Source organism: Larkinella ripae (genome assembly GCF_054780775.1).
The window spans coordinates 39,576-61,582 of the sequence record NZ_BAAGVR010000033.1 but is presented as its reverse complement, the minus strand read 5'-3'; the positions used below and the strand labels follow the sequence as shown (position 1 = coordinate 61,582).

21 protein-coding genes are annotated in these 22,007 nt (G+C 53.0%); 9 read left to right on the top strand and 12 right to left on the bottom strand.

What is annotated here, in order from left to right:
- Positions 1-24: 24 nt before the first annotated feature.
- Both ACYVHX_RS28615 and pdxA read right to left on the bottom strand, forming a co-directional pair.
- The gene (locus ACYVHX_RS28615; RefSeq protein WP_460675146.1) at positions 25-915 is read right to left on the bottom strand and encodes a YicC/YloC family endoribonuclease; all 891 of its coding nucleotides are present in this window, start codon (positions 913-915) and stop codon (positions 25-27) included.
- Between the two features lie 6 nt (positions 916-921).
- Positions 922-2,073: a 4-hydroxythreonine-4-phosphate dehydrogenase PdxA gene (gene pdxA / locus ACYVHX_RS28610; RefSeq protein ID WP_460675145.1), complete on the bottom strand. Its 1,152-nt coding sequence runs from the start codon at positions 2,071-2,073 to the stop codon at positions 922-924.
- A 159-nt stretch (positions 2,074-2,232) separates the two neighbouring features.
- Here pdxA and ACYVHX_RS28605 point away from each other — a divergent pair, with 159 nt between their 5' ends.
- The 3 genes from ACYVHX_RS28605 to ACYVHX_RS28595 are packed head-to-tail and all read left to right on the top strand — an operon-like array spanning position 2,233 to position 4,670.
- Positions 2,233-3,174: a 2-hydroxyacid dehydrogenase gene (locus tag ACYVHX_RS28605; RefSeq protein WP_460675144.1), complete on the top strand. Its 942-nt coding sequence runs from the start codon at positions 2,233-2,235 to the stop codon at positions 3,172-3,174.
- Complete coding sequence (locus ACYVHX_RS28600; RefSeq protein ID WP_460675143.1) at positions 3,171-3,989, top strand: serine hydrolase; 819 nt, start codon at positions 3,171-3,173, stop codon at positions 3,987-3,989. The genes ACYVHX_RS28605 and ACYVHX_RS28600 overlap by 4 nt, the downstream gene beginning before the upstream one ends.
- Positions 3,990-4,670: a uracil-DNA glycosylase family protein gene (locus tag ACYVHX_RS28595; protein ID WP_460675142.1), complete on the top strand. Its 681-nt coding sequence runs from the start codon at positions 3,990-3,992 to the stop codon at positions 4,668-4,670.
- A 67-nt stretch (positions 4,671-4,737) separates the two neighbouring features.
- On the opposite strand, the gene ACYVHX_RS28590 is transcribed toward ACYVHX_RS28595, so the two are convergent.
- Positions 4,738-5,265 carry a lipocalin-like domain-containing protein gene (locus ACYVHX_RS28590; protein WP_460675141.1) on the bottom strand — a complete coding sequence of 176 codons (528 nt, stop codon included), beginning with the start codon at positions 5,263-5,265 and terminating at the stop codon, positions 4,738-4,740.
- 387 nt (positions 5,266-5,652) lie between these two features.
- Between ACYVHX_RS28590 and ACYVHX_RS28585 the strand changes: the two genes are divergently transcribed.
- A complete protein-coding gene (locus ACYVHX_RS28585; RefSeq protein ID WP_460675140.1) occupies positions 5,653-5,976 on the top strand; it encodes a heavy metal-binding domain-containing protein in 324 nt (107 codons plus the stop codon).
- Positions 5,977-6,022: 46 nt separating this feature from the next.
- Here ACYVHX_RS28585 and ACYVHX_RS28580 read toward each other — a convergent pair whose 3' ends face one another.
- The 5 genes from ACYVHX_RS28580 to ACYVHX_RS28560 all read right to left on the bottom strand — a co-directional run bounded on the left by ACYVHX_RS28580 (position 6,023) and on the right by ACYVHX_RS28560 (position 10,626).
- A complete protein-coding gene (locus tag ACYVHX_RS28580) occupies positions 6,023-7,042 on the bottom strand; it encodes a porin family protein (RefSeq protein ID WP_460675139.1) in 1,020 nt (339 codons plus the stop codon).
- 263 nt (positions 7,043-7,305) lie between these two features.
- On the bottom strand, positions 7,306-8,838 hold the full coding sequence (locus ACYVHX_RS28575; RefSeq protein ID WP_460675138.1) for a sigma 54-interacting transcriptional regulator: 1,533 nt from the start codon (positions 8,836-8,838) through the stop codon (positions 7,306-7,308).
- A 62-nt stretch (positions 8,839-8,900) separates the two neighbouring features.
- The gene (locus ACYVHX_RS28570; protein ID WP_460675137.1) at positions 8,901-9,287 is read right to left on the bottom strand and encodes a type II toxin-antitoxin system death-on-curing family toxin; all 387 of its coding nucleotides are present in this window, start codon (positions 9,285-9,287) and stop codon (positions 8,901-8,903) included.
- On the bottom strand, positions 9,284-9,514 hold the full coding sequence (locus ACYVHX_RS28565; RefSeq protein ID WP_460675136.1) for a hypothetical protein: 231 nt from the start codon (positions 9,512-9,514) through the stop codon (positions 9,284-9,286). The genes ACYVHX_RS28570 and ACYVHX_RS28565 overlap by 4 nt, the downstream gene beginning before the upstream one ends.
- 8 nt (positions 9,515-9,522) lie before the next feature.
- A complete protein-coding gene (locus tag ACYVHX_RS28560; protein WP_460675135.1) occupies positions 9,523-10,626 on the bottom strand; it encodes a vWA domain-containing protein in 1,104 nt (367 codons plus the stop codon).
- Positions 10,627-10,631: 5 nt separating this feature from the next.
- Here ACYVHX_RS28560 and ACYVHX_RS28555 point away from each other — a divergent pair, with 5 nt between their 5' ends.
- The 4 genes from ACYVHX_RS28555 to ACYVHX_RS28540 all read left to right on the top strand — a co-directional run bounded on the left by ACYVHX_RS28555 (position 10,632) and on the right by ACYVHX_RS28540 (position 16,467).
- The gene (locus tag ACYVHX_RS28555; RefSeq protein WP_460675134.1) at positions 10,632-11,171 is read left to right on the top strand and encodes a hypothetical protein; all 540 of its coding nucleotides are present in this window, start codon (positions 10,632-10,634) and stop codon (positions 11,169-11,171) included.
- An 11-nt stretch (positions 11,172-11,182) separates the two neighbouring features.
- Positions 11,183-13,657 (top strand): bifunctional aspartate kinase/homoserine dehydrogenase I, encoded by a 2,475-nt coding sequence (gene thrA, locus ACYVHX_RS28550; protein WP_460675133.1) that lies wholly within the window; start codon positions 11,183-11,185, stop codon positions 13,655-13,657.
- 162 nt (positions 13,658-13,819) lie between these two features.
- The gene (locus ACYVHX_RS28545; RefSeq protein WP_460675132.1) at positions 13,820-14,749 is read left to right on the top strand and encodes a homoserine kinase; all 930 of its coding nucleotides are present in this window, start codon (positions 13,820-13,822) and stop codon (positions 14,747-14,749) included.
- Positions 14,750-14,976: 227 nt separating this feature from the next.
- Positions 14,977-16,467, top strand: a complete 1,491-nt coding sequence (locus tag ACYVHX_RS28540; RefSeq protein ID WP_460675131.1) for a capsule assembly Wzi family protein — start codon at positions 14,977-14,979, stop codon at positions 16,465-16,467.
- A 161-nt stretch (positions 16,468-16,628) separates the two neighbouring features.
- On the opposite strand, the gene ACYVHX_RS28535 is transcribed toward ACYVHX_RS28540, so the two are convergent.
- The 3 genes from ACYVHX_RS28535 to tsaE form a co-directional block, all read right to left on the bottom strand.
- A complete protein-coding gene (locus ACYVHX_RS28535) occupies positions 16,629-17,036 on the bottom strand; it encodes a hypothetical protein (RefSeq protein ID WP_460675327.1) in 408 nt (135 codons plus the stop codon).
- Between the two features lie 182 nt (positions 17,037-17,218).
- Positions 17,219-18,430: an alanine dehydrogenase gene (locus tag ACYVHX_RS28530; protein ID WP_460675130.1), complete on the bottom strand. Its 1,212-nt coding sequence runs from the start codon at positions 18,428-18,430 to the stop codon at positions 17,219-17,221.
- A gap of 112 nt (positions 18,431-18,542) precedes the next feature.
- Positions 18,543-18,953 carry a tRNA (adenosine(37)-N6)-threonylcarbamoyltransferase complex ATPase subunit type 1 TsaE gene (tsaE, locus tag ACYVHX_RS28525; protein WP_460675129.1) on the bottom strand — a complete coding sequence of 137 codons (411 nt, stop codon included), beginning with the start codon at positions 18,951-18,953 and terminating at the stop codon, positions 18,543-18,545.
- A 125-nt stretch (positions 18,954-19,078) separates the two neighbouring features.
- Here tsaE and ACYVHX_RS28520 point away from each other — a divergent pair, with 125 nt between their 5' ends.
- Positions 19,079-20,113, top strand: coding sequence for an oxidoreductase (locus ACYVHX_RS28520; RefSeq protein ID WP_460675128.1), 1,035 nt, complete (start codon positions 19,079-19,081; stop codon positions 20,111-20,113).
- 70 nt (positions 20,114-20,183) lie between these two features.
- On the opposite strand, the gene ACYVHX_RS28515 is transcribed toward ACYVHX_RS28520, so the two are convergent.
- A complete protein-coding gene (locus ACYVHX_RS28515; protein ID WP_460675127.1) occupies positions 20,184-21,908 on the bottom strand; it encodes a RagB/SusD family nutrient uptake outer membrane protein in 1,725 nt (574 codons plus the stop codon).
- Positions 21,909-22,007 lie beyond the last annotated feature (99 nt).

Here is a 22,007-nt window from a genome sequence, read left to right as displayed (position 1 = left end):
CGCTTTTCTGGCCATTCGACCGAATCAGATCACGTTCAGCGTCTGCTCTTTGATCTTTTCCAGTTCGTCTTTCATCTGCACCACCAGCCGCTGAATGGCCGCGTCGTTGGCTTTGGAACCAATGGTATTGATTTCCCGTCCGATTTCCTGCGCAATGAAATTGAGTTTTTTGCCGTTGGCTTCTTCGGCCGCCAGCACTTCCTGAAAATAGCTCAGGTGATTTTTCAGCCGCACTTTTTCTTCCGAAATATCAAATTTTTCGATGTAAAAAATCAACTCCTGCTCAAAGCGGTTCTGGTCGAATTCGTCATTGCCCATCAGCTCCGTCACCATGGTGCGCAGCCGCTCGCGAACGGCGGGAATGCGTTTCACATCCTGCACTTCGATCAGCGTCAGCCGGTCGGTTATGATCTGAATATACTCCCGAAACTTGACTTCCAGCCCGTTCCCCTCCTGCTGCCGAAATTCATCGCATTTCCGGATGGCTTCCAGCGCCGTCAGCTGAATGAGTTCCCAATCGCTGGCGGCCGTATCCGAAGCCGTCGAAGCCTCCGAATTGAATGCATTGGGTTGTTGCAGCGCCAGTTTGAACAGATCGCTGTCCGAGACATCCAGCAACAGTCCCTGGGAGGTCTCGCGCAGATCGCTCAGGTAGGCTCCCACCAGCGGGCGGTTGACCGTCACCCCGGGCCGGACATCGGTCAGGCGGGTTATGTTCAAGGACAACTCGACCTTGCCCCGCTCCAGCCGCTGCGTGAGCAAATTCCGCAGTTCAACCTCCTTGTCGGAAAAGACCCGCGGCAGTCGGCAGTAAATATCCAGAAACTTGGAGTTTAACGTTTTCACTTCGGCGGTTACGGTCAGCCCGTTGGCTTCCTGGGTTGCGCTGCCGAACCCCGTCATTGATTTTAGCATAGTTTTTTAAGCGGACTGCTCACTTATTTTTCCACTGACTGTCTTTTTGTTGAGCGCATTTTGCTCGATTTCGGCCATTTCCTTCCGGTACCGGGCCACGTCACAAGCCAGGTAAATAGCCTGCGTCATCGACGTTTCATCGGCCTGGTTTTTCCCGGCGATGTCGTAGGCCGTTCCGTGATCCGGCGAGGTGCGAACCACCGGCATGCCGGCCGTAAAATTGACGCCTTCGTCGAAGGCGATGGTTTTGAACGGAATCAATCCCTGATCGTGGTACATCGCCAGCACCGCATCGTATTTGCGGTAGGCCCGCGTTCCAAAAAAACCGTCCGCGGCAAACGGACCATAAACCAGTTGCCCTTTGTTGCGCAGTTCCTGAATCAGCGGTTTCAGCACCTCCTGCTCCTCATTGCCCAGCAGGCCTTCTTCGCCCGCGTGCGGATTCAGCCCCAAAACCGCAATCCGAGGCTTCCGGATTCCGAAATCACTCCGCAACGACTGGTGCATGAGTTGCAGTTTCTGCAACACTTTTTCCTTGGTGATGTTCGACCGAACCCGTCCCAGCGGAATATGCCCCGTCACAACGCCCACCCGCAGTTCATCGCTTACTAGAAACATCAGGTTCTCTTTTACCTCAAAAGCTTCGGCAAAATATTCGGTATGACCCGGAAACTTGAACGTCTCGGTCTGAATGTTGTGTTTGTTAATCGGGGCCGTCACCAGGGCGTCGAGATGCCCGGCTTTGAGGTCTTCCGTGGCCCGTTGCAGACACGCCAGCGCAGCCTGCCCGGCTTCGGGCGTCACTTTTCCGGGTTGTACATCCTGATTCTGCCGGTCGGGTCCTCCCTGCTCGTTCCAGCAGGTGATGACGTTGGTAAATTTCGGATTGGCCTGCCCGACCTGCTGAATGCCGTTCAGGTTCCAGTCTTTCAGCGGCAGCCCACCTTGCTGCAACATCGTCCGATACCGGTTCAAAACCTTCATGGAACCGTAAATAACCGGGGTGCAGATTTTCTGCAAGCGGTTGTGCTGCAACGCTTTCAAGATAACTTCCGGCCCCACTCCGTTGTAATCGCCGAGGGTGATCCCGATGACGGGCCGCCGGGTCTGGGGTTCCGGTTGACGATCGTTATTTTTCTCCGATTGGCGCGGTTCCATTTAAGTTAGTAGTTTCGCTTTTTCCAATGCACAAGCACCAATGAATAGTGAAAACAACGTATCGCTGAAGACCGAATGCGCCATTTTTTAGTGTTCATTATTCATTGATCCTTGTTCATTTGTCTTCTGTTTTCTTTGCAAGTTACAAAAACCGTACGGATGTCCCAGAATCGCCCCATAATCCTGATTGCCGACGAAATGCATTCCTCCCTGTTCGCCATGCTCGATCAGGCCGGATTTGCGTACGACTATCAACCACAACTTTCACGCCGTGACCTGATCGACGCCCTGCCCCAATACGACGGCCTGATCATTCGGAGCAAAACAAAAGTCGATGCCGAAGTGCTGGAAAAAGCCGGTCGGTTGCGGTTTATCGGACGGGCCGGCGCGGGCCTGGATCTGATCGATCTCGCCAGTACCGAACGCCGGAACATTCAGGTTTTCCACGCGGGCGAAGGAAACCGTGATGCCGTTGCGGAACATACCGTGGGCATGTTGCTGGGTTTGCTGGCCAACATTGCCAAGGGCGACCGGGAAGTACGGCGGGGGATCTGGGACCGCGAAGGCAACCGGGGCTACGAACTGGGCAGTTTGACGGTCGGCATAATCGGGTTTGGCAACAACGGCCGGGCCACCGCCCGTCGGCTCAGCGGTTTTGGCTGCCGGGTTCTTTGTTATGATAAATACCTGACCCAGTACGGGGGGGCATACGCCCAGGAAGCGGAACTGGAACAGCTGATGGAAGAAGCTGACGTGCTGAGTCTGCATGTTCCGCTAACAACCGAAACCCGGCTGATGGTCAACGATCTTTTTATTGAACGGTTCGAAAAACCGTTCTACCTGATCAACATCGCCCGGGGCGAAGTGGTGTCGCTGCCGGCGCTCGTGCGGGGCCTGGAAAGCGGAAAAATTCGCGGAGCCGGCCTCGACGTGCTGGAAAACGAAAAACTGGCGACCCTAACCCCCGATCAGCAGGCGGCTTTTGATTACCTGCGCCACTCGGACCAGGTGCTGCTAACGCCCCACGTGGCCGGCTGGACCCACGAAAGCTACGTCCGGATCAACGAGGTGCTGGTGAGCCAACTGAAAGAACTGCGATGAAACTATTCCTGTTCTTGCTGCTGCCGGCCCTGGCAACGGCCCAGCAGCTACCCGATCAACTGAGCGCTTACCTGCACCACCTTCCGGCCACCATTCGGGTGAATGTGGCCGTGGAAGCACTGACCGACAAGACGGTTTTTTACCACCAGGCCGACGAGCCCGTGACCGCAGCCAGTGTTATTAAAGTGCCGATTATGGTCGAAACCATGGAACGGGTCAAAACCGGGCAGTTTGATCTGGACCAGTTTCACGTCTTGCAGAATGCGGAAAAAACCGGCGGTTCGGGAGTTTTACAGACGTATCCGGATCAGACCCGACTCACCAACCGTGCGGTGTTGACCCTGATGATGATCCACAGTGACAACACGGCCACGAACATCCTGATTCGGGCGCTGGGCATGGAGCCGATTAATCAGCGAATGCAGGCGCTGGGCTTGACGAAGAGCCGGCTCAACCGGATGATGATGGACACCCTGGCCGCGAAACAGGGCCGCGAAAACCGGGTGACGGCCCGGGAGATGAACGCGCTCCTGAAGAAAATAGACCGCAACGAAGTGGCGACGCCCGCGCTATGTACGCAGATGATCGGGATTCTGAAAGACAACCGGGATCAGAAAACGTTCCGGCAATTCCTGCCGCCGTCCGCCGTGATTGCCCACAAAACCGGCGAGCTGGCGTCCGTTCGGGGCGATGTCGGGATTTTTTACGGAACCAAACCGTTTCTGCTCTCGGTTTTTGTACAGGGTACCACCACGCCTGACGCAGAACGAATCATTGGCGAAATGGCCCGAATTTGTTATACTCATTTTCAGTAAATGGAAACTTTTGCCGACCGTGCCATTCCGTATTATTACCACCTGACCGAACCGGAAAACCTGCCGCCGGGGGTCGGCGCCCTGAACCCATACCGGCAACCGGAAGTTCAGTCGATTGTCCGGCAATTTTACGATACTTTCTTCCGTGACACGAACCCGCGGGTTTACGTGCTGGGGATTAATCCGGGGCGATTTGGCGCGGGCGTTACCGGAATTTCCTTTACCACTCCGCAGAATCTAAAACGGTATTGCGGCATTGACAACAACCTGCCGCCGACGCCGGAGCTTTCGAGCCGGTTTATTTACCAGATTGTCGAAGCGTTCGGGGGTGCCGAAGCTTTTTATGGGCGGTTTTTCCTCAGCTCGCTGTATCCGCTGGCGTTGGTGAAGGAAGGCAAAAATTATAATTTTTACGACGACAAAGCCACTACCGCCACCCTCTGGCCCGCCATTATTGCTTCCATCGAGCAGCAACTTACCTTTGGTTGCAACCGGAACGTGGCGGTTTGTCTGGGTCGGAAGAACGAAGCTTTTCTGCAAAAAGTTAACCGGGAACACGGTTTTTTCGGCCGGATTGTCACGCTCGATCATCCACGGTATATTCTGCAATACCGGAGCCGGGATATCGAATCGTACGTGGATCGTTATGTAACTACGCTAGCGGATTGCGTGGCGCTGTAATATCCGGTTCGCAAAAAAACAGCCCACCGACGAATCGGTGGGCTGCGGTTTTATGACTCAGGGGAGGTTACGCTTTTTTCAATTCCAGCGTCAGGACATCGGCTTTGCCGTCATCGTTCAGATCATCCGTCGGCGACGACAGGGTCATCGTATTGCCACTGATCGTCATATCGTACACTTCGGCCGTACCGGAGCTGGTGATGGTCAGTTTGTTGCCATCCACTTTCCAGGTTGATTTGTCATCGATCGGGTTCAGATCGTCAGAACCGGTCGACTGGCAGTTCGGCGATGGAGTGCCCGTAATGGTTCCGTTGCCATTGAAGGTCATTTTCGTATCGGTCAGGCAGGCAATCAGGGCATCTCCACCCGGAACCGCTTTCAGAATGACAAAAAAGTCTTTGGTTTTGGTGCCATTGCCGAGGTCAATATCAACATTTGATTTCATGCCCGAAATTTTCCAGCTTCCTTCCACCGCATTCGGCTTCACATCCGGATTGCCGTCTGCATCTTTGTCTTTGCTACAGCTGGCAAACCACAGCGGTAACGCCAGTAAAAATAGGAATGTCCAGCCCTGGCGGAAAGCAATACGGTTCAAAAGTGTTGTTGTCGTTTTCATCCTTGTTTTAAGTTGACTTGTTTAGAAAATTTGGTTTATGATTCAAATTTGGGTAAAATTGGTTGGGTCGCCCAAGACCTTACTTCTGAAATGACTATATTTATGTTTAAATGGTAACTTCCACCTGTTGAAGTGCATACCCGGTTTTTTCGCTCCTGCACCCGGGTTACCGTGATGCATTGGGCGGCTTTACCTTTAAATAGATACGTTACCGGATACCGCCTGTACGGCAAAACAAATACCCTATACTTAAAAAATAATCTTCTGTGTAACTCTGTAAAACCGTGTGCTCCCGGTATTTAATTTTGGGCCATCGCGTCATCTCAACATCAGGAGCCGCCAGACGGTTACACTCAGATCAACTCTATGCTGGTAACAACTACCTCATCCATCGAAGGCAAACGGATTACTCAATACCTCGGCCTTGCCAACGGTGAAGCCATTATTGGTTCCAACCTTATCAAAGACTTTTTTGCTACCGTGCGCGACGTTGTGGGCGGCCGTTCTGCCGCGTATGAACAGGCCCTGCGCGAAGCAAAAAGTATCGCCATGAAGGAAATGATCGAACAGGCCCAGCGGTTGGGTGCCAATGCGATCATTGGCGTCGATCTGGACTATCAAACCATCGGCGGAAACGGTGGGTTGCTGATGGTAAGCGCCAACGGCACGGCCGTTGTCGTGACGGACTAAGCGGGGTTCAGCCTGAAGCAACTGTCACCGCTCCAGGCTGAACGTTTTATTTTCCACCCAGCGGGAAGAGATACCCCACCGAAATGGTTCCGATTTGCTGGCTGATGTATTCAGCCGGTTTGGGATCGGCGTTATTGCCCAGACTATACGTATAGCGGCCTTCAATCAGCAGCGAGCCCGGTCCGGCCGGAATCGCAATGCCCAGGCCCCCGGTTACACCGTACTCCAGTCGGGCGTCGTTTTTCGTCAGTTTCTGTTTTTCGTTTAACAGGGTCTCGCCGTCCACCACAAACTTGGCACTGGCGTCCAGGCCGTAAGCGGCATAGGGGCCTGCGTTGACAAAAAACCGGGTTTTCTGACCAAACGAGAATTTCAGCAGCAGGGGAATTTCAACCGCATTGGTCGACAACTGAAACGAATATTTCTGGCCCTGTTCTTCACCCGCAAACTTTACCGACCGGCGCGTGTACAAAATTTCCGGCTGAATCGAGAACACGTTTCCAATCCCGTAATTGATGATGATGCCGCCCGTGAAACCCGGTGCCAGGGCCTGCTCTCCGCCGGTTCCGGCCAGATCGTCGGGCACAAATTCATTCAGCCAGGCGTTGGCACCTCCGCGAATCCCAACCGACAAACCGCTGTTGGAGTAGTCTTTTTCGGCTTTGATCTTAGCGGGTTTTTCCGGTTTCACCTTCGCTACGGCTTCCGGTTTTTCGGTTTTTGTTTTTTTCGACCGCTTCGAGGTTTCTTTTTCGGCGACCTCAGCCTGCGGTTTCGTTTCGACGATTGTCTGCTGCTGGGCCAGCACCGGCTGTTCTTCGGCCATGACCGTGGTGGTGGAGGCCACTGCTGTCGTGGTTGCTTTAGGGGCCGTCGCTACCGCCGGTTTTGGAGCGGGTTTCTTAGCCGCCGTGGCTTTGGGTTTTGCTGCCGTCGCCGGTTTCTTTTGGGCGGCTGCCACGGTTTTCGGCTTTGTCGCCGTTGCCGTCGCTTTCGGTTTTGTCGTCTGGGCTTCGGCCAGCAAGCCGACAGCAACCAGGCAAATGGTGAATAAGGATGCTTTCATTTGGGTGATTTAGTAAATTCAGTGTGTATTTGTTGTTACTGGTGCTGCAAAAGTAGGACGTTAAATAAAAATCGGATAGAGAAGAACTACGTATTTTTTCAATTGCGTAGTTTCCCTGTAGCATTTTACGACAACAAAAAAGGCAATCCGCTTACCAGATTGCCTTTTTTTTGAATGATGAGGTATGAATGATGAACGATGAATTGCATTGTGTTAGCCCATTTACCATCGATCGTTCATCATTCATACCTCATCATTCTTTATTAAAACCGGTCTTCGTCATCATCATCGTCCTCTTCACCGAAGTCGTTGCCGGGACTGAACATGCTGCCCAACAGGTCTTTGAATTGCTGGCCGGTATCCATTGCCTTCTTGCCCACCAGGGAATATTCGGCCAAACCGTGCAGCGCAAATTCCATCATGAACAGTTTTTCGGAGCGACTCAAGCGCGAATGCAGGGAATCAACCACATCGTCCAGACCGTCGATGGCCCGCAGGCGGTTTTCGTAGTCGCGGGTGGGCAGGTCGTTCAGGAATTCCATGATGTTGCCGTCGCCAAACCAGTCGGTTATTTTTTTGTAGGGATTTCCCCCTTTTTGCTTCTTGGCTTTTTCCGGATTCGGGAAATAATTCAGAAACTGCGTGCGGATGGCTTTTCCGATCAGGTTCTGAGCCACAATCACCGGGCCTTCCACTTCGCCTTCGTACACCAGTTCGACTTTTCCGCAAATGGCCGGAATGACGCCGTACAGATCCGAAATCCGGACGTAGGTTTCCTTTTCGCCGTTCAGCAAGGCCCGGCGCTCGGCGGCCGACAGCAGGTTTTCGTAAGCCGCGATGGTCAGGCGCGCTGAAACACCACTTTTAGCATCAACATACTCACTTTCACGGGCTTCCAACGCCACTTGCTCGATCAGATCGGCGACGAGATCGTTGGTTTTCACCATGCCTTTCTGTTCGGTTTTGACGATGACTTCCTGCTGCGTAATCTTTTTACCAACTTCCAGCGACTTCGGATAGTGCGTCACAATCTGGCTGTCGATCCGGTCTTTCAAAGGCGTTACGATGCTGCCCCGGTTGGTATAATCTTCCGGGTTGGCCGTAAACACAAACTGAATATCCAGCGGCAGACGCAGCTTGAAACCGCGAATCTGAATGTCGCCTTCCTGTAAAATATTGAACAGCGACACCTGAATCCGGGCCTGCAAATCCGGCAATTCGTTGATTACAAAAATGCCGCGGTGCGAGCGCGGAATCAGCCCAAAGTGAATGGTCCGCTCATCGGAATACGGTAACTTCAAGGTTGCGGCTTTAATCGGATCAACATCGCCAACGAGGTCGGCCACCGACACGTCGGGCGTCGCCAGCTTTTCGGTATACCGGTCGTCGCGATGCAGCCAGGAAACCGGAGCCGAATCGCCTTTCTCGGCAATGACATCGTGCGCAAACCGCGACAGCGGTTGCAGCGGATCGTCGTTCAGCTCGGAACCTTCCAGAACCGGGATGTATTCGTCCAGCAAATTGACCATCAGACGGGCAATCCGGGTTTTGGCCTGACCGCGCAAGCCCAGCAAATTGATGTGGTGCATCGACAGAATGGCCCGCTCCACGTCCGGGATGACGGTATCTTCGTAGCCCCAGATGCCCGGAAAAACCACTTCTTTCGCCTTGATTTTCTCAATCAGGTTGTCGCGAAGTTCCTGTTTAATGGATTTGGGTTTGTACCCAGCGGCTTTCAGTTCGCCGAGGGTTTTTATTTTAATCAACTCTTTACTCTTCAGGGATGAATAGCTCATGAAATCGTTGTGAATATTGAATAAAGTTTTTGTCTTAACCGGATTTCTGGTCGTTTAAGGCTTTAAATAATAAATGGAGACGCCGTGTGCTTCTTAATCCAATCCACAATGCCATTATACTTCAGATCGCCCGTTGCAATTTGAATAACAAAGTCATACCGTTCTTGCAGGCTGGCATTAATGAATACGTTATTGGTACGAAGAATAATCTCCATGAGCACATATCCCGTGCGCTTATTGCCATCAACAAAAGGATGGTTTGTTACAATGCTCTCGATGATTGCGGCCGCTTTCTCCTCGGGATTCTGGTAAAATTCGGTATCACCAAAACCCGAGTATGGTCTACCAATGGCAGAAAGCATACTACCTTCATCACGAACTCCGTCACTCCCTCCAAATTCCTCAATTAATCGGCGATGAATTAGCAATACTTCATCCACTGTGATCATTGAGCTAACCGTTGGAGTAGTTCCCGATTTTCGTTAATAATATCTTCCAGTAACACGCTTCGTTCGGCTGATAGCGTTGTATGGGTTGGGGAAGAAGCCTCTGCATCAATCGCTTGCTCAACTATTTGCTTTGCCAATTCGCTGACTGACGGCAAATTCATTGCCTGGGCCTTCTCCTGTAATTTAGATAAACGGCTGTCGTCTATGGAAATTTGAATCGTCGTCATACCGGTAATTATTTCATGTTTTTCCGGCGGTTTCGCTGGAAGTCTTCAAACATCATGTTGCCCAATCCCTGCAAACCGCTGTAGTAGGCCCGGCCGTTGTTTACCTTCGTAAATTCGTGCACAAACTGCTTCAAATACGGATCGGAGGCAATCATGAAGGTGGTGATCGGAATGTCGAGCCGACGGCATTGAGCGGCCAGCGTCAGCGTTTTTGAGACGATCTTACGGTCCAGCCCGAAGCTGTTTTTGTAGTATTTAATCCCTTCTTTCAGGCAGGTCGGTTTTCCGTCGGTGATCATGAAAATCTGCTTGTTCTTGTTCTTCCGACGGCGCAGCAGATCCATCGCCAATTCGAGCCCGGCGACGGTATTGGTGTGATATGGCCCCACTTCCAGGTACGGCAGATCCTTCACCTGAATCTGCCAGGCGTCGTTGCCAAACACGATAATGTCCAGGGTGTCTTTCGGGTATTTCTGCTTGACCAGTTCCACCAGCGCCATGCCGACTTTCTTGGCGGGCGTGATGCGGTCTTCGCCGTACAGAATCATCGAGTGGCTCACGTCGATCATCAACACCGTCGAGGTTTGGGTTTTCTGCTCTTTCTCCACCACTTCCAGGTCGCGCTCCATCAACGTAAATTCCTCCACCCCGCTGTTGATCTGGGCGTTTCGGATGGATTCGGTCATGGAAATCTGCTCGAGCGTATCCCCAAACTGAAAATCGCGCAGGTCGCTGCTCAGTTCGTCGCCCACGCCGGTGTACGGCGTATGGTGGTTGCCGCCGGATTTCGAGCGTTTCAGCTTTCCGAAAATCTCTTCCAGCGCCGACCGCCGGATGGACTGTTCGCTCTTGGTCGTCATCGCGAGCGTGCCTTCCTCGTTCTGTTCGGTCAGGTAACCCTTTTCCTTCATTTCCTCGACAAAATTGCCGATACCGTATTTGTCGTCGGTCAGTCCATACCGCCGGTCGAGATCGTTGAGATACGCCAGGGCCTGCTCCACATTACCGGATGTCATCAGGAGCAGCTGCTGGAAAATGTTCAGCAGCTGGTCGAACTTACTGCCTTCTTTTTTTTCGGGCGGAATATAATTTGAGAACTCAAAGCCTTTCATGGCGTATGGTGGTTAGTCAGCAGTCGTTATGGGAAGAACAGCGTGTCAGGCGGATTTGTTCGCTAGGTGAAACTACGAAATTTCCGGCATTTTCGCTACGGTCGGCCTTGCCGGGCCACTTCCTTCCATCCGTCCGGTTCGTACCTTCCGACAGCACGGCGGCCCGCTTTCCGAAATCGGCCAGGCAGCCGGCTTTTTGCTTTGGCAAGCAATTTGCGCGGCATACATTGAATCCACCCATTCCTTCATTGGCAGAAACTCCTTTTTCCCAACGAATCTTACCCTTTGTTCAGAATAAAATCAGAAACCGCCAGTCATCCGGAGCTAAAACCGCCCCGTTTGATCCCGGAACAAACCATCGATCGCATCCGTCACTGCATCCGAACGCAGGAACTCCCGGACAGCGCGCCGGGCAGTTTGTTTTGATTCCAATTTCTTTATCATACAAAAACCGCATTTTACCTATATTTGCGCTTCTTTTCCCTTCATCATCAAGACGTAAACCGATTGTTGGTTGCTTCGACCGACCGTCAGCTATTTTATAACATCCCACTGCATGAACATATTGAAATTTGGCGGGACCTCCGTCAAGTCGGCTGAAAATATCAGGAAAGTTATTGCCATTATTGAAAACCAACGCCAGCAAGACGAGCCGATCAAAGCCGTTGTGTTGTCGGCAATGGGCGGAGTGACCAATCAGTTGATAGAAATTGCCCGGATGGCCGCCGTTAAAAATCCGGATTACCTGGAATTGATCCGGGGAGTTGAGGAACGGCATTTCAACGTCATCAAGGCCTTGATTCCGATCAAAGAGCAAAGCAAAGTAAAAGGCAACATCCGCAGTCTGATTAACGAACTGGAGGATTTGCTCCGGGGCGTATTTCTCATTCGTGAATTATCCGACCGTTCGCTGGATCTGGTCATGAGCTTTGGTGAAAAGCTGTCGTGTCTCGTGATCAGCGAATGCCTGAAAAGAGCGGGCATTCCGGCCCGGTATTGTGACGCCAGTGCGCTCATCCGCACCGACGACCAGTTCGGAAATGCAACCGTCGACGAAGCCACGACCAATGACCAGATCCGGGACTATTTCCGCGAAAACAGCCCGGAATTGCCCATTGTCACCGGGTTTATCGGGTCAACCAAAAACCAGGAAACCACCACGCTGGGCCGCGGGGGCTCCGATTATACGGCGTCGATTCTGGCGGCTGCGCTGGACGATGTCACCTGCATCGACATCTGGACCGACGTGGACGGGATGATGACTGCCGACCCCCGCAAGGTGACGGACGCCCTGCCGATTCCAACCATCACCTATACCGAAGCGATGGAGTTAAGTCACTTCGGCGCAAAAGTCATTTACCCGCCCACGCTGCAACCCGCCTTTGCCAAAAACATTCCGATTCGCATTCTGAATACCTTCAATCCCACGCACGAAGGGACGCTGATCAGCAAAGATGCCCACCGGCGAGACTATACCATCACCGGCATCTCGTCGATCGACGATGTTTCACTGGTCAATATTCAGGGCAGCGGCATGGTGGGCGTGACCGGTTTTTCGGCGAAACTGTTTCAGGTACTGGCGGAGCGAAAAATCAATGTCATTCTGATTTCCCAGGCTTCGTCGGAACACTCCATCTGCATCGCCGTCGAGCCCCGCAATGCCGAGCGGGTCAGCCGGGTACTGGAAACCGAGTTTGCGAACGAAATCCGCGTTGGCAAAGTCGACGATCACATTCTCATTGAAAAAGACCTGTCGATCATTGCCATTGTGGGCGAGGGCATGAAAAAAAGCTCCGGGATTTCGGGCAAACTTTTCTCCGAACTCGGCAAAAACGGAATCAACGTGGTGGCCATTGCGCAGGGCTCCTCGGAAATCAACATTTCGGTCGTCATCAACAAAAAGAATCTTTCAAAGGCGCTGAATGCGATCCATAATGTCTTTTTCCAGCCCGGCGCCCGGGACCTCAATCTCTACCTGATCGGCACCGGTCTGATTGGCCGCACCTTGCTGCAACAGCTTCAGGCCCAGCACGCCTACCTCCGAAGCGAAAAATCGCTGCGCATTAAACTGGTCGGCGTCTCGAACACCAAAAAAATGCTGCTCGATTCCGCCGGTATCGACCTGTCCGACTGGAAACGGCGCTTGGATACCGATGACCAGAGTTACATTACCTCCCTGCCGGGTTTTGTCAACCGGATCAAAGAATTCAACCTGCCGAACAGCGTTTTCATCGACTGCACGGCGGATAAGGAAATCCCTTCGTTTTATGAGGCACTGCTCGACGCCAACGTGTCGGTGGTTACGCCCAACAAAGTGGCCAATTCCGGCTCCTATGCCTCTTACCGAAAATTGCAGCAAACGGCGCTTCGGCGGGGGGTCAAGTTTCTGTACGAAACCAACGTCGGAGCCGGTTTGCCCATCATCAATACCCTCCAGGGGCTGGTTACCTCCGGTGACCGGTTTCTGAAAATCGAAGCCATTCTGTCGGGCACGCTGTCCTATATTTTCAACACGTTCCGACCCGGCGTTTCGTTTGCAGCGGTCGTGCAGGAAGCCAAGGAAAAAGGGTTTACCGAACCCGACCCACGGGAAGACCTCGGCGGGATGGACGTGGCCCGAAAAATACTGATTCTGGCCCGGGAAGCCGGTTTTAATCTGGAACCGACCGATGTAACCATCAACAACCTCCTGCCCGAAAGCTGCATCAAGGCCCCGAACATTCCGGCTTTTTTTGTGGAACTGGAGCGAAACAACGCCTACTTTGAGAATCTGTTGCAGGAAGCCGAAAACCGCACGGAAAAGTTGCGGTATGTAGCCACGTTTGAGAACGGCAAAGTGACCATCGAATTACGGTCGGTCGGTTTTGACCACCCTTTCTACGCGCTTTCGGGAGCGGATAACATCATCTCGTTTACAACGGAACGCTACAAAGAGCGCCCGCTGGTGATCAAGGGACCCGGCGCGGGTGCGGAGGTGACGGCGTCGGGTGTTTTTGCGGATGTGGTCAGCATCGGAAGTTACCTGGCATGACCAAATAGCCAGCCGATTTTGTATCTTTGACCAAAGAAAGAATAAACAGGAACCGGCCCGGCCGACCAACTCAACCGCCGGTCAAACCAGTGCCTTAGCGTGACGGCCAGCCCATCGACCAACATCTGAAATCGTTATTGCTGCGGCAGTAACTTACGAACCGTGGATTCAATAAAAGTCTTTGCCCCTGCTACCGTAGCCAATGTTGCCTGCGGTTTTGATATTTTTGGTTTTGCGGTCGATAATCCCGGCGATGAAATAATTATCCGGAAAAGCACGGAACCGGGTGTCCGAATTAAAGCCATCGTTGGCGACGAAGGCCGTTTGCCGAAACAGGTGGAACGCAACACCGCCGGTATTGCCATCCAGTCTTACCTCGAACACATCGAATCCGACCAGGGCCTTGAGGTGATTCTGCACAAAAAAATGCCGCTGGGGAGCGGGCTGGGTTCGAGTGCCGCCAGCGCCGTTGCCGGGGTGTTTGCCATCAACGAATTAATGGGTCGCCCGCTCAACCAGATCGACCTGCTGCCCTTTGCCATGAAAGGCGAATTTGTGGCCTGCGGGTCGGCCCACGCCGACAATGTGGCCCCCTCCCTGATGGGCGGTTTTGTGGTTATCCGCAGTTATAACCCGCTGGATATCATCCCGATCACGACGCCCGCTCAACTCTACGCGACGATTGTCCACCCGGAAATCGAAGTCAACACAAAAGACGCCCGTCATATCCTGAAAAATGAGGTGTCGATGAAAAATACCATCATCCAGATGGGCAACGTGGCGGGTTTGATTGCAGGTTTGATGAAGCCGGATTACGACCTGATTGGCCGCTCGATGGTGGATGTGATCATTGAACCGATCCGGGCCATTCTGATTCCGGAATTTAATGAAGTGAAACAGGCCGCTCTCGATGCCGGTGCGCTCGGATGCAGCATTTCGGGCTCGGGTCCTTCCATGTTCGCCCTGAGTCGCGATCAGGAGACGGCGGAAAAGGTGGGCCACAGTATGCAGGCTGCGTTCCAGGCGGTCGGGATCGGTAGTGAGAAATATGTGTCGGGCATCAACAAGGAAGGTCCGCGCGTCATTGGGTAACCGGCAAACTGGAACAATTTTTGTATATACAAAAATACACTCCAGGAATCTTTCCCGACTCGTCTAGTTTTGAATTGGAAAGCTGCGGCCTGTCCTGCCCCATTACCGGCAACGGTTTGTCAGTTTGCTGAGCAAGAGCGCAAAGCCCGTTGTTCGGTCCCCTGAAGTGCTCAAAAAACGTGAAACTCTTAGTCGGATGAGCGATGATCAGAGCACTGCTACTCTTTATGCTGGTTCCCCTTTTTGCCGCTGGCCAGCCCGTAATTGAAACCCGGCCCAGCCGTTTCTTTGCGGAACTGGGCGGTTTTTACGCGCCGGGTAAACAAACGCCGTTCTGGCTCCGCACCAATCAGCACGGTATTGTGCCCAACACCCTGCCCTATGCGACGCTGCGGGCGGGCGTTCGTCAGGACTACCGCTATTACCCGCTTACCGACATCACCGCTCCCAAACGGCGGGATTTTTTTGGCATCGGATACGGTTTAGAACTGGTCAATAATTTTGGTGCACAAGCAAAAAACAGTATCCTGCTTCCGGAAGCCTACGTAAAAATCCGGGCCGGTGGCTTTGAAATCCTGGCCGGTCGTCGGCGCGAGGTGGTAGGTCTGGTTGATACCACGCTGAGTTCGGGTTCGTACAGTTGGTCGGGCAACGCCCTGCCGATGCCCAAAATCCAGATCAGTTTACCGAACTACACGCCCATCGGTTTTACGAAAGGGCTGGTGGCCTTTCGGGGAAATTTTGCCCACGGCTGGTTTGGCAACCATAACCGCAAAGTCGATCATTCGTATCTCCACCAGAAAAGCCTGTATGCCCGACTGGGAAAACCGCACTGGCCCATCAAGCTCTACGCGGGTTTTAATCACCAGGTGCAATGGAGCGGCACGACGGAAGAACTGCCGGAATCCATGGCTAAAAACGGGCAGCTTCCCTCCCGCTTTCAGGACTATCTTTTTGTAGTGATGGGCAACAGCCTGGGAAGGCTCATTGATCTGGATACCGCCCGCTACAGCAAGTTCGACCGGGAAAACCGGATTGGCAACCACCTGGGGAGCATCGATCTGGGCATTGAATACAGCACGCGGAACCTCTCGCTTTTGCTGTATCACCAGAGTGTGTACGAAGATGGTTCGCTGTATTACCTGACCAATATTGAAGACGGCCTGACGGGCCTGCGGTTTCGGAACCTGAATCCGGCTTCCTCCGGCTTCCGGATCACCGGCGCCGTTGTGGAGTTTCTTTACACCAAAAGTCAGGGCGGCAGCGTCTTCGACGACCAGAACAAATTGCGGGGCCGCGACAATTATTTCAATCACGCCCAATACCGCGACGGCTGGTCGTATTTTGGACGCACCATCGGAACGCCGTTCATCACGCCCGTGACGGATACCCGCACGAACCTGGCTCAATACGGTTTCTTCAACAACAACCGGGTTCGGGCGTATCACGCCGGCATTCAGGGCAATTTTGCCAAAATGTGCGGCTTCCAGTTTAAATTCTCATACAGCGAAAATTACGGCACCTACGAAATGCCCTTTACCGAAACCGCCCGGCAGTTTTCCTCCCTCCTGATGCTGGAATTACCGCTGGATCAGCGGGGCTTACAGGTCACATTCTCCGCAGCCGCCGATCAGGGCGATCTGTTTCCCACCCGCAGCGCCATCTACGCCGGAATCCGCAAAACCTGGGATTATTACAAGTACCGGATTGGGAAGTAGGCTACCGGTTTACGGTTTTCAGGATACGGTTTACGGTTTTAGGTTTTCAGTTTACGGTACGTTGACGCAGCAGAATAAGGCGTCAGTACCGGTGGACAACCGCATCAAAACGGTGGCCCGGCGAAAACCGTAAACCGAAAACAGTATACCGTTTATTGCCTCTAGTCTTCCGGAAAAGGAATGAAGATAAAACCGGCAAATTCGCCCTCGATAACGAACAGGCAGCAAAATTCGTCGGGATTTTTGTAGTTCTCTTTGAATAACTCAATTGATTCTTCGCCCACCAGCCGACGCTGCACAAACTCGTCCAGCAGCGACGCCCGGTAATTCCAGGCATTTTCGGCCAGCTCATTCGGGCCAAGCAACAATTGACCAATATCAACCGGCCGGCGGGAAGCGACAAAGATGGGATTTTCCGAAAAACCGCGTTTCCGGATCTGGTAGGAAGCCTCACGCAGCGCATCGGCCACTTTGATAAAATCCGACGAAACCGCACTCATCAGTTTCCGGTTAATCTCCGGCGAATTGGCGTCGTCGAGCAGGGTGTTTTCGTTGCTGTGGTGAATCATGTTGGTTACGATTTTTCGGTATACGGTTTTCGCCGGGCCGACGTTTCGGTTTTCAGGATACGGTTTTCGCCGGGCCGACGTTTCGCTGCGGCTGCCCGCCGGTACTGACGCCTTATTCTGCCTCGTCAACGTACCATAAACTGAAAACCCAAACCCTATATTGAAAACCGTAAACCGACAAACTAAATTCGCGCGGCCAGCAACAAACTCAGGTCCTTAAACCGCATGTTGAATTTTTTGGCGATGTAAGCATTGGTTAACAAACCGTTATGGCTGTAAACGCCCTTCATGAACCAGCGGTTGGCAAACATCATTTCTTCGATGCCGCCGATGGTCCCGGTTTTTAACAGAAACGGCAGAAAAATGTTGCTCAGCGCCAGACTCGCCGTGTGGGCCACGCGCGAGGCAATGTTCGGCACGCAGTAGTGAATGACGTTCTGGTATTTATAAGTCGGTTCCTTGTGCGTCGTCATTCGCGAAGTTTCAAAATTCCCGCCCTGATCGATTGAAACGTCGATGATCACCGCATCGAGTTTCATCTTCGAAACCATTTCCTGCGTAACCACCACCGGACTCAGGCCGTCGTCGGCCCGCATGGCCCCAATGACCACATCGGCCCGCTGAATGGCTTCCGAGAGGGTGTCGGTTTCGATGATGGAGGTATAAATGTGCTGCCCGATGGCGTATTTCAGCCGCTGGAGTTTGTAAATGTATTTATCAAAAATCTTGATTTCGGCCCCCAGCCCCAGCGCCGTCCGGGCGGCATATTCGGCCACGGTTCCGGCGCCTAAAATGACGACTTTAGTGGGAGGAACGCCCGTAATGCCGCCCAGAATGACCCCCCGGCCGTTGTTGGCGCTGCTCAGGTATTCGCCGGCAATCAGCATGACCGTGCTGCCCGCAATTTCGCTCATGGCCCGAATCACCGGCATACCGCCGACTTTATCCTCAATGTATTCGTACCCGAGGGCCGTGATTTTTTTACTGTTCAGCTTTTCGAAGTACTTCTTTTCGTGATTGGGCAAATTGACCGCCGAAATCAGGGTGCTGCCGGTTTTGATGTACTCGAACTCCTGCTCCACCAGCGGTTCAACTTTCAGAATCAGGTTGGCGTCGTACACTTCCTTGGGCGAGGGGGCAATGAGGGCTCCGGCTTCGCTGTAGTCGTTGTCGGAAAACTTGGCGCCTTCGCCCGCACCCTTTTCCACCAGCACTTCGTGGCCGTGCCGCACCAGAATGGCGACCGCTTCGGGGGTCAGCGCGATGCGGTTTTCCTGCAATGAGACCTCTTTTGGGAGCCCGATCATCAGGCTGCCACTTTGTTTTCTAACAGCGGCAGGCGCTTCCTGCGGATAGAGTGCCGTTTGTTTTGCTAATTGTTCAAACCCAGTCACTATAAACGGGATTTTATGAATGCTGAACTGTGAATTTCGGATCTTTTAGGTTGCTAATTCAGGAATCCTATCCAAGAGACCGTCAAATTCGGGCCTTCATTCATACTTTGTATCAATTGGTTTCCAGTATTCGTTCATCGTCCGCTACCCGCAGGTGAATGGTCCAGGCATCGGGTGGCAACAGTCCGGCAATTCGTTCCGGCCATTCAATCAGGCAGCGTTCCCCCGAATCAATGTATTCTTCCAGTCCGCTGTCGAGTGCTTCCTCTTCGTCCCGAAGCCGGTAGCAATCAAAATGATAAACGGGCTCACCGGCATCGGTAACGTATTCATTAACAATCGAAAACGTGGGACTCTGCACCGTGTTGACAACCCCCAGCCGCCGGCAGATGGCCTTGATCAGCGTGGTTTTGCCCGCACCCATCCCGCCCTTGAACAGCCAGACCGGATGCAACCGTCCGGCATCAATCAACTGTCCGGCAACAGCATCCAATTCAGCAAGGTTTCGAAGGCGTAGTGTCATTCCGAAAAAACCGTTCCAACGCCAAAGATAACACTTTTCTTGGTCTCCGACAGGCCATTGCCGATAGTTGACCTTCTGGGTAAAATTAGCCATCTTCGCCCCTCAACTTTTGTTTCCTATATCCTATGTCTCGTACCATTCAGGTTGGATTGATCGGTTTTGGGTTGTCGGGCCGGTATTTTCACGCGCCTTTCCTGACGGTTAACCCGCATTTCAAACTTGCTAAAGTGGTGGAACGGCACCGCAACGAAGCCGAAGCTTTCGACTCCTCCATCCAGACTGTCCGCAGCCACGAAGACCTGCTGGCCGATCCGGACCTCGACCTGATCATCGTCAGCTCACCTAACGACACCCATTTTTCGTACGCCAAAGCCGCGCTCGAAGCCGGGAAGCATGTTCTGATTGAAAAACCGTTCGCCAACACCGCCCAGCAGGCCCGCGAACTGCTTGACCTGGCGCAGCAAAAAGGGCTGGTGGCCATTCCGTACCAAAACCGGCGGTATGATGCCGACTTCCGGACCATTCAGGAGATTCTGCGGGAGAAGCAACTGGGCGATGTCGTGGAATACGAATGCCGGTACGACCGCTACCGCCCCGATATTGTCAACAGCTGGAAGGAACAGGAGCCCGAAGGGGGCGGCAATCTGTTTAATTTGGGCTCCCACCTGATCGATCAGGCCGTGGCCCTGTTCGGCTTCCCGGAAGCAGTTTCGGGCGACATTCGCATCATTCGGAACGGTGGTGTTCTGGATGATTACTTCGATGTCCGCTTGTTTTACGCCGACAAGCGCGTCATTCTGAAATCGTCGATGCTGACCGTCGACAGCAGCCTGCGCTACCTTATTCACGGCACCGAAGGCTCGTTTGTCAAACACGGCCTGGATATTCAGGAAGAAACGCAGCGCAAAAACATTCTGCCCAACACGACGGACTGGGGCGCGGAACCCGAAAGTCAATTTGGTACGTTGACCACCCCCAAAGGACGTTTTACGTTTCCGAGCTTACCCGGCAACTACCATTATTTTTACGACAACCTGTACCGGGCCATCATCGGCGAAATTCCGCAGGAGGTAACCCCCGAGCAGGCCATCGCGGTTATCCGAATTATCGAACTGGCCAACGAAAGCAGCCAGCAGAAAAAAGTCCTGAAGTTTACGTAAGACCAAAAAGACAAGAGACAAAAGAAGAAAAGAACCTCTTTTGTCTCTTGTCTTTCACTTTTCAACGGAATCAATACCCCGGATTCTGTTTCAGGGTCGGTTTCCCGTCGAGGTAACTGTTGTTAATCTCATCGACGGGCAGCGGGAAATATTCGTGCTTGCCTTTGGTGTAGGCGGCTCCCACCAGATACGCCCGTTTCTTCGATTCGACCGACAGGTATTTCGTGATCGTTTCGGCGGCAATGCCCCAGCGCACCAGGTCAAAATACCGGTGGCCTTCCATGGCGAACTCCAGGCGCTGCTCGTGCCGAACGGCTTTCCAGGCTTCGGTTTTGCTGGCAAACGCCGGCGACCCCGCCGGGTATTCGTTGACGAGGTAATTGGCCGCCGGTTTTCCGTCCGCCGTCGAAACCGCAACGCTGGTTTTGGCGCGTTTCCGGATCATGTTAACGTATTCACGGGCTTTTTCCAGACTTCCGACTTCCGTTTCAACTTCGGCCAGCCACAGCAGGACGTGCGAAAGCCGGATCATGCGGTAGTTGTTGGCCACCCGGCGTTTGTTGGTCGAGTGGGTGTTGGTCCCTTCCTCTCCTTTGTAATACATCCATTTTTTACCCGTATACGGTCCGCCGTAGGTTTGATCGCGCACCCAGGTAACCCCCGGCATCGCGCCCCAGTCCAGGAACGGAATGCCCCGGCGGCCCACCGTATGATCCAGCCGCGGATCGACCGGCGTTTGCATATCGGGCGAATAGGCGTCGGTGATTTTCAGCCCCTGATCGCTTTTCAGGTCGGTGTCGTTGAACGATTCCAGCAGCGGCAGACCGGTCGCGTCGGTTTTGTAGGCATTCACCAGATTGAGCGATGGCTGGTAAAAACCGCAGCAGCCGCCCCCCGGTGCACCGGAAAAATACGGCCAGTTCAACGTCTCACCCGTATTCCCGTTGTTTCCGTTGGTGCCGTCGTTCACCGAAAACTGCACTTCAAAAATGGATTCGGCGTTGTTGTTGGTAGCGGCCCGGAAATTATCGAGGTAATCGACCAGCCGGTATTTGCCACTGCTCACGATGGCTTCCAGCAGCGGTTTTGCATCCGCATATTTTTTCTGGAACAAATAGGTTTTGGCTAAAAAAGCCCGCGCAGCCGATTTGGTAGCCCGACCTTTCTGCGTCTGATTTTCCGGTAAATTATCCACCGCAAACTTGAAATCAGCCTCAATGTTTGGCCAGATGTCCTTGTCATTCGGCACTTTGGTCGAATTGGGATCGGTGGCGTTGTAGATTTTATCGTCGATGTAGGGCACCATGTTCCACATCTTTTTGGCCTCGAAGTGGTAGTGTCCGCGCAAAAAACGAGACTCCGCAATCACCTGGTTTTTTTCGGCATCGGTCATGTCTTTCACCAGCGCGACGGTCTGAATCACTTCATTACAGCGCGAAATCGCGTCGTAGACGTGCCGCCATTTGCCGCGCATGTGCACAAAACCGGGTTGCACTTCGTAGCGCTCAATGCCCGTAATTTCCGGCTGGTCACTAGCATCCGTTCCTTTGTAGGCGTCGTCGGAAGCCACCCCGCCATACACCCAGTTGGAAACCGCAGCGTGCCAGTCGGTCGTACCCGAACCGATGCCATCGAGCAGCGAATAAGTTCCGATCAGCAGGGCGTTCACCCCGCTTTTGGTCGACAGCTGCTGCAGCGAAGCCACGCCCTGCGGCCGCACATCCAAAAAAGACTCACTGCACGAGGTCACCAGACCGGCCGTTAGCACTGAGGTCAATAACAATATCTTTTTCATCTGAAAGTCAACGATTTTAATGGTTTTTGAGGGTTGAATGGGTAAAGGATGGCTGGGGGGTTAGAGGGTTGTGAAGGGCTGGTAACCATTTTTAACCGT

What these genes read in the sequence shown, in the direction of transcription:
- ACYVHX_RS28615 (WP_460675146.1), bottom strand. Translation starts at nt 915, where the DNA reads ATGCTAAAATCAATGACGGGGTTCGGCAGCGCAACCCAGGAAGCCAAC.
- pdxA (WP_460675145.1), bottom strand. Translation starts at nt 2,073, where the DNA reads ATGGAACCGCGCCAATCGGAGAAAAATAACGATCGTCAACCGGAACCC.
- ACYVHX_RS28605 (WP_460675144.1), top strand. Translation starts at nt 2,233, where the DNA reads ATGTCCCAGAATCGCCCCATAATCCTGATTGCCGACGAAATGCATTCC.
- ACYVHX_RS28600 (WP_460675143.1), top strand. Translation starts at nt 3,171, where the DNA reads ATGAAACTATTCCTGTTCTTGCTGCTGCCGGCCCTGGCAACGGCCCAG.
- ACYVHX_RS28595 (WP_460675142.1), top strand. Translation starts at nt 3,990, where the DNA reads ATGGAAACTTTTGCCGACCGTGCCATTCCGTATTATTACCACCTGACC.
- ACYVHX_RS28585 (WP_460675140.1), top strand. Translation starts at nt 5,653, where the DNA reads ATGCTGGTAACAACTACCTCATCCATCGAAGGCAAACGGATTACTCAA.
- ACYVHX_RS28580 (WP_460675139.1), bottom strand. Translation starts at nt 7,042, where the DNA reads ATGAAAGCATCCTTATTCACCATTTGCCTGGTTGCTGTCGGCTTGCTG.
- ACYVHX_RS28575 (WP_460675138.1), bottom strand. Translation starts at nt 8,838, where the DNA reads ATGAGCTATTCATCCCTGAAGAGTAAAGAGTTGATTAAAATAAAAACC.
- ACYVHX_RS28570 (WP_460675137.1), bottom strand. Translation starts at nt 9,287, where the DNA reads ATGATCACAGTGGATGAAGTATTGCTAATTCATCGCCGATTAATTGAG.
- ACYVHX_RS28565 (WP_460675136.1), bottom strand. Translation starts at nt 9,514, where the DNA reads ATGACGACGATTCAAATTTCCATAGACGACAGCCGTTTATCTAAATTA.
- ACYVHX_RS28560 (WP_460675135.1), bottom strand. Translation starts at nt 10,626, where the DNA reads ATGAAAGGCTTTGAGTTCTCAAATTATATTCCGCCCGAAAAAAAAGAA.
- ACYVHX_RS28555 (WP_460675134.1), top strand. Translation starts at nt 10,632, where the DNA reads ATGGTGGTTAGTCAGCAGTCGTTATGGGAAGAACAGCGTGTCAGGCGG.
- thrA (WP_460675133.1), top strand. Translation starts at nt 11,183, where the DNA reads ATGAACATATTGAAATTTGGCGGGACCTCCGTCAAGTCGGCTGAAAAT.
- ACYVHX_RS28540 (WP_460675131.1), top strand. Translation starts at nt 14,977, where the DNA reads ATGCTGGTTCCCCTTTTTGCCGCTGGCCAGCCCGTAATTGAAACCCGG.
- ACYVHX_RS28535 (WP_460675327.1), bottom strand. Translation starts at nt 17,036, where the DNA reads ATGATTCACCACAGCAACGAAAACACCCTGCTCGACGACGCCAATTCG.
- tsaE (WP_460675129.1), bottom strand. Translation starts at nt 18,953, where the DNA reads ATGACACTACGCCTTCGAAACCTTGCTGAATTGGATGCTGTTGCCGGA.
- ACYVHX_RS28520 (WP_460675128.1), top strand. Translation starts at nt 19,079, where the DNA reads ATGTCTCGTACCATTCAGGTTGGATTGATCGGTTTTGGGTTGTCGGGC.
- ACYVHX_RS28515 (WP_460675127.1), bottom strand. Translation starts at nt 21,908, where the DNA reads ATGAAAAAGATATTGTTATTGACCTCAGTGCTAACGGCCGGTCTGGTG.